Below are 5783 nucleotides of genomic sequence, written 5' to 3'. Positions count from 1 at the left end.
TTTGTGAGTTCTTTGATCGGTACTCACTGACCATCCCACGGTGGCTCTTCACGTTGACGAAGCAACACTCAAGAGCGGGAAACCACACCACTCACAGGGACGTAACCCGCGGAACACGGTGGAGCGTCGGATTCGGGCGTTGAATCCGGTGGAGGTCGGCCGGCGTCGGGGCGGTCCGAATGCGGTGCGGTCGTTGCAGTCCGCCGGCGGCAACGTGCCGGTTATCGGCACCATTTTGGAGCAGGTGCAGACTGATCACACGGTCATCGACGTGATCGTCGTCGACGAGAGGGAACGACAACCGATCGGGCGCCCGTATCTGACCGTGGCGATCGATGTGTGCAGCCGGTCCCTGGTGGGGATGGTTGTCACACTGGAGGCACCGTCAGCCGTGTCGGTGGGCTTGTGCCTGGCCCATGCTGCCACCGATAAGCGGCCGTGGCTGGAGAGCTTGGGTGTTGACGCATCGTGGCCGATGAGTGGGAAGCCACGCCAGCTGTACCTCGACAATGCCAGCGAATTCAAGAGTGAGGCGCTGCGTCGCGGGTGTGAGCAGCACGGGATCGAGTTGGCGTATCGGCCTCCGGGCCGGCCGCACTACGGCGGAATCGTGGAGCGGGTGATTGGCACCGCGATGCAGCAGGTTCACGAACTTCCTGGGACCACGTTCTCCAATCCGGTCGCGCGTGGCCGGTATGACTCGGAGCGGATGGCGATGTTGACGCTTGGCGAGTTGGAGAAATGGTTGGCCTTGGCCGTGGCCAGCTATCACGGCAGTATTCACGGCACGTTGGGGCAGACACCTACTGGCCGGTGGGCCGAAGGAGTTGCCGCGACCGGGATGCCGGCGGTGGTCTCGAACCCGACAGCGTTCCTGATCGACTTTCTCCCCGTTGTGCGGCGCACCCTGACGCGGACGGGATTCGTCATCGACCACGTCCACTACTTCGCCAACACGTTGAAACCGTGGATCAGCCGGCGCAACACGTTGGATGCGTTCTTGATCCAGCGGGACCCGCGGGACCTCAGCCGGATCTGGGTGTTGGACCCCGACGGTCACGTCTATGTAGAGGTGCCGTACCGGACGATGGCGAACCCGGTCGTGAGCCTCTGGGAGCACCAGCGTGCCCTGGCCCGGTTACGTGAGCGTGGCATCGCGCAGGTGGATGAGGCAGTCCTGTTCCGCATGATCGAGCAGATGAGGGATATCGCCAGCACCGCGTCGAAAACCACCAAACGCCCCCGGTGGCGGTTGGCCGAGGTGGAGCAGATGTCGCTGAGTTTGCTGCGTTCAACGGGGGTGCGCATGCTCGTCATTGACGAGTTGCATAACGTCCTGGCCGGGCCAGGCAGCAGCCGCCGGGAGTTCCTCAATCTGCTGCGTTTCCTCGGCAACGAGTTGCACATCCCCATCATCGGTGTCGGAACACGAGACGCGTATCTTGCCATCCGCTCCGACGACCAGTTGGAAAACCGATTCGAACCCGTTGTCCTTCCCTTGTGGATTGTCAGTGCTGACACCGTGTCGTTGCTAGCCAGCTTCGCGGCCGCGTTGCCGCTGCAGCGTCCGTCGATCATCGCGACCGACGATATGGCCCAATATTTGCTGGCTCGATGCGAGGGAACCATCGGGGAACTCGCCCACCTCCTGACAGCTGCGGCGATCTCCGCTGTAGAAAGCGGTGAGGAAAGCATCAACCAACGCACCCTGGTCATGGCCGACTACCTTGGGCCGACCGAACGACGGCGGGTATTCGAACGAGAACTGCTGTGACCAGGCCGCGTCAGTGGCCCGCTCATCCGGCTCCGATCGACGGTGAAACGCTGTCCTCCTGGCTGCACCGTATCGCCGCCTGCTATAGCACCGACCTCACCCACCTCGGCGATGACCTCGGCTTCACGCTCGGATGGCGCCCCCCTGAGGACATCGACGTGGCAGCAACATCCGCCATGATCAACGTCCTCGCCGAGCGCACCGGCGTCACCCCGGACCGGTTACGGCAGATGAGTGTGGCCGGCTGGGTCCCCTGGCGGCTCGATAACAGTGATGAGGTGCAGCAGGCAGAGCAACGTACGTGCCGGTTCCCGGAGTGCGTCCACCCCGCCGTGAGCGCGGACTCTGGCTCTGGTGGGCCCCCGAGTACTGCGATCACGTGGGGCACAACCGGGCCGCCGCCTGGCGCGCACGGCGCCGTCTGGCCGCCGAACCGAGCCGGAACATCGAGGACGAGAAACGCCCAGTTGACGCCGCGCGCCAACGCGCCGGAGAGCTCAGCGACCAGGTCGCCGGAATGCTCGAGCACTTGGGCCAGCAACTCACCGCCCTCATCGAGGAGCTTCGGATTGTTGCTGACCCGGACGCTGCTGAGGCCCAGATCGAATCAGTGACGACCGAGGCCGCCACACAAGTCGCCGCCGCAAACACCCGAACCCGCCGCGCCGAGCAAGCTCAACGTCAAGCCGACATGGAGCGGCTGGAAGCTGACGCCGCAGCAACGGAAGCATCAGAGCTGGCAGACCAGCTGCACGCCGACCTCGCCCTCACTCAGCTTGAGCTGCGCGACCGGGCACTTGCTCTCGACCAGGTGACGGCCGAGTTAGTCGCCGTCCGGTCCGCGGCGAAGGCTCAGAACGCACAGGCACAGTCAGAGCTGCCCCAGCTGCGCGAGCAGCTGGCGACCGCACGCACGCGACTGGAGGAGGCTGAGCACGAATGCGACGCCGCCACCGCGCGCGCCGAGTCGGCTTCTGCTGCACGGGCCGACGCGGAAAAACGTGCCCAGGGCGCGGTCGCCCGCGCCGCCGATGAAGCAGTCCGAGCCCAGCGCGCCACGTCCGACGTCGCGAAAGTCCGGGACGAACAGAGTCACGCCCGCAATGTCCACGACACCATTCGGGAGGAAGCCAGCTTGCTGCGCAGGAATCTGGCCACCGCAATCGTTGAACGTGACGCAGCACGGGCAAGCGTCGAACGTGAGCGAACCCACGGCGACCAACGCATCAGCGATCTCCGCACCACAGAAAACCACCACATCACCCAACTTCGGGACGAGGCCGCTTAGCTGCGGCAGGAACTGCGCGAACAGCGCAGCCGCGCCGATCGCGCCGAAGACCGCCCAACCGAGCAAACGGATTCTCCCGCCGCGAAGCTGGCAACATAGAGCGGAGCAACACCTCAGCGTCGTCAACCAGAAGCCTGGGCGACGCTGGAAGAACTACGCCTCGCGCTGCTCATCTGAGAAGGTATCTCGGACTTGTGGATGATGGCCGCGCTGGCCTGATTGGGCTGTACAGGCGGAATGTGTGTGTCTCGAATCCATGGAAGTTGAGACGCTACGCACAGTTAGGAATCGTGTTTCTTGGAACACGAAAAGATAGCGTTTGATACATGTATCAAAAGAATCATCACGGACATAGAAGCGATACGGTGAACCGATGATAAAGAAAAACGGCATCGAGCCGGCCCCGGAACACTACGCCTTCGGCTACCGGCGAGTGTCGAGTGTGAAACAGTCATACGAACGGCAGACCAAGGCGCTGCATGATTTTGGGATTCCCGATGACCGGATCTACGAAGACAAGATCAGTGGCAAGTTCAAGACCCGTCCCGGACTTGATGCCCTGCTGAAAACAGCTCGGCGCGGCGACACCATCACGGTCTCTTCCCTCGATCGTCTCGGCCGTACGGTGCTGCACATCCTCCAAACGATCGAGGAGCTCGAACACCGTGGCATCTCCGTCCACTCATTGAAGCCCGGGGAACAGTTCGAGGGCGTCACCGGCAAGCTGGTGCGCAACATCATGGCGTCGATCGCGGAATGGGAACGCGAGAACATCAACGAACGCGCCGCCGAAGCCCGAGTAGCACGAGAAGCCAGGGGGCTCACAACGGGGCGTGCCAAGTCAGTTCTGATCCCCACGAAAATCGAGGCCGTCCGTACGTTGCGCGCCTCGGGTAAGACGATTGCCTACATTGTGACGAACCAGGCCATGAGCCGCGCCAGCGTGTACCGCGCACTCGCTGAAAGCCGTGACTAACGCCCCGGGCCCGGGAAACATTGAAGGGACGATTACGCGCGTCTAGTGGTCCGAACGGACTTCCTGCACGATGTTCCGGAAGCAAGTCCCACCCGTGTCCCGCCGAGGGATGGTCAGTCGGGATTGAGGAGGATGGCGACGCCGAGGTCGCGGCGGCCTTCGGTCTGCTCGGCGAGCACGGCGGCCCGATGAGGGACTCCGTCCCGGGCATTCTCAACGGCGGGTGAAGATCTGTTCTACCGTCGCTATACCCGCGGTCACATCGCTCTCTGGAGTATTGGTCAAGATGAGCTTGTCACTCTCGCATCCCATTTCGACGGTGGTGTCCGGCGTGGGAGTGAAGTCCTGCTCGTCAGTCGTTGTTTCGCCGCCTTTCGCGACCGTTGTCGTTCCGGAGCCCTTCGTCCAGACGACCTCCCCGTAATTCAGTTCGGAGCCGTGGACGCTGTATCGCTGCTCCGCGGATCCTTTGATGCTCTGGTCAACGGTTGCTTCGACACCTTCCACGACAGTCTTCACCGAACTGGACACATCGACCTGGACTATTACAGTGTCGTCATCAAAAATGATCGTGTGGTTTCCGGTCGTCGTATCCGCGGTGGAGTTCGCTTCCGCTGACGCGACAAAGTCAAGGTCCCACGTTCCAAAGAGGCAGGACCTACCGCCTGTGGATTGACTACCGTTCGATGTGCACCCTGTCACCGAACCGCCGATCAGGCCCATCGCTGCGATGGCCATGGCAAGCCTGATCAAGCGGGGTCGGGGGCCTATTACGCGTTGTGCGCGTGTGCGGTGAGCTTGCGCGCTGAGCTTTTCGTTCCCTCTAAACATCGCTGCGTGTCCGGGGGCTATCAACAAGAGATCATCTTGATGTAGCTGTTGCCAACGTTCACGTAAATGATCCAACTCGTCGATCCGTACGGTGTTACAACCTTGCACGTGCCGTCGACAAAGAAGTAGTCCGGCTTGAGTTTTATCGAAACGGATGAGCAGTTGTAGTAGGTCAGCGTGAAGTAGTTGTCGTCGCCGTAGGTGACGTTTTCACCGCACCTGAGAGCGGCCGTAGTGACGTCAGTTGTCACCTCGGTGACCGCGGCATCGAGGTTATCGTTGGTCGCGGACTGGTCCTGGACCAACTCAACTGTTATGGTCACAGCCTCGCCGGGCACTACTTCAATGGATTGTGTCGCGCTCGGCACAGACGCGGCCGGCTCCTCCGCCATCGCCGCGGTCCCGCCAACCACTGCCAAAGCCGCTGCCAGCACGCCGCCGATCGCTAAGTTCGCTACTCCCCGTGCAACTCTCATAATTTGGCTCCCCCCATTTTGATGGTCTCAACGGCGCCGAAGAATCGTTATGCGTGATTTTTGAGTTTTCGCAGACGCTTCGCCTTCTTGCGAGCCGCATTGTCACAGGGCGATACTGAGCCGAGAACAAAACTGCGGCACAAACCGCTTCCTGGTCTAGATCGTAGCGAATGTCAACTGCACCGTATGTAGGCTTTTCGGTGGACAGGCACGCGATGTACTCCTCGCCAAGAAGGGCTCGAACCAGGGGTCAAACCCCCGGGATGTGGTGTAGCGGACGGTGATCCCGTATTGGGACGTGCCCTTAACGAGCTGTAGCCGCCAGCCAACCCTACGTGTCAGGGTGAGTTGAGGCCAGTAGCTCGGAGCAAGTCCGCCGTTTGACGTAGGGCGAGAATCAGGAAGTCCCACCATGTCCAGCCCATCGTTGATCGCCGT

Annotated in this window: 5 protein-coding genes and 2 pseudogenes; 5 read left to right on the top strand and 2 right to left on the bottom strand. The window is 61.8% G+C overall.

Features of this window, described 5'->3' with window-relative positions; genetic code table 11:
* Positions 1-109 precede the first annotated feature (109 nt).
* From E3O22_RS16200 to E3O22_RS00335, 5 genes and pseudogenes are all read left to right on the top strand, one after another.
* Positions 110-1246 (top strand): annotated as a pseudogene (locus tag E3O22_RS16200) (DDE-type integrase/transposase/recombinase); the annotation flags it as partial.
* Positions 1238-1774, top strand: a pseudogene (locus E3O22_RS16655) (TniB family NTP-binding protein); the annotation flags it as partial. The pseudogenes E3O22_RS16200 and E3O22_RS16655, both read left to right, overlap by 9 nt.
* Positions 1771-2388 carry a TniQ family protein gene (locus E3O22_RS16650; RefSeq protein WP_166784513.1) on the top strand — a complete coding sequence of 206 codons (618 nt, stop codon included), beginning with the start codon at positions 1771-1773 and terminating at the stop codon, positions 2386-2388. The pseudogene E3O22_RS16655 and the gene E3O22_RS16650, both read left to right, overlap by 4 nt.
* The gene (locus E3O22_RS00340) at positions 2292-3062 is read left to right on the top strand and encodes a hypothetical protein (RefSeq protein ID WP_134393772.1); all 771 of its coding nucleotides are present in this window, start codon (positions 2292-2294) and stop codon (positions 3060-3062) included. Before E3O22_RS16650 ends, E3O22_RS00340 begins: the two co-directional genes overlap by 97 nt.
* Before the next feature lie 373 nt (positions 3063-3435).
* Entirely contained in the window at positions 3436-4038 is a 603-nt protein-coding gene (locus tag E3O22_RS00335; RefSeq protein WP_134393771.1) for a recombinase family protein, read from the top strand.
* A 213-nt stretch (positions 4039-4251) separates the two neighbouring features.
* Here E3O22_RS00335 and E3O22_RS00330 read toward each other — a convergent pair whose 3' ends face one another.
* On the bottom strand, positions 4252-4776 hold the full coding sequence (locus tag E3O22_RS00330) for a hypothetical protein (RefSeq protein ID WP_134393770.1): 525 nt from the start codon (positions 4774-4776) through the stop codon (positions 4252-4254).
* Between the two features lie 113 nt (positions 4777-4889).
* The gene (locus E3O22_RS00325; protein WP_134374965.1) at positions 4890-5345 is read right to left on the bottom strand and encodes a hypothetical protein; all 456 of its coding nucleotides are present in this window, start codon (positions 5343-5345) and stop codon (positions 4890-4892) included.
* Between the last annotated feature and the right edge of the window lie 438 nt (positions 5346-5783).

Origin of the sequence: Cryobacterium sp. TMT2-18-2, from assembly GCF_004402245.1 — a bacterium.
Classification (GTDB): Bacteria; Actinomycetota; Actinomycetes; order Actinomycetales; family Microbacteriaceae; genus Cryobacterium; species Cryobacterium sandaracinum.
The sequence above is the reverse complement of the archived record's forward strand: the minus strand, read 5'-3'. Positions and strand labels throughout refer to the sequence as shown.

Bases quoted from the DNA above. Each gene is read 5' to 3' on its own strand.
- E3O22_RS00330 (WP_134393770.1), bottom strand. From the start codon at position 4,776: ATGGCCATCGCAGCGATGGGCCTGATCGGCGGTTCGGTGACAGGGTGC.
- E3O22_RS00340 (WP_134393772.1), top strand. From the start codon at position 2,292: ATGCTCGAGCACTTGGGCCAGCAACTCACCGCCCTCATCGAGGAGCTT.
- E3O22_RS00335 (WP_134393771.1), top strand. From the start codon at position 3,436: ATGATAAAGAAAAACGGCATCGAGCCGGCCCCGGAACACTACGCCTTC.
- E3O22_RS00325 (WP_134374965.1), bottom strand. From the start codon at position 5,345: ATGAGAGTTGCACGGGGAGTAGCGAACTTAGCGATCGGCGGCGTGCTG.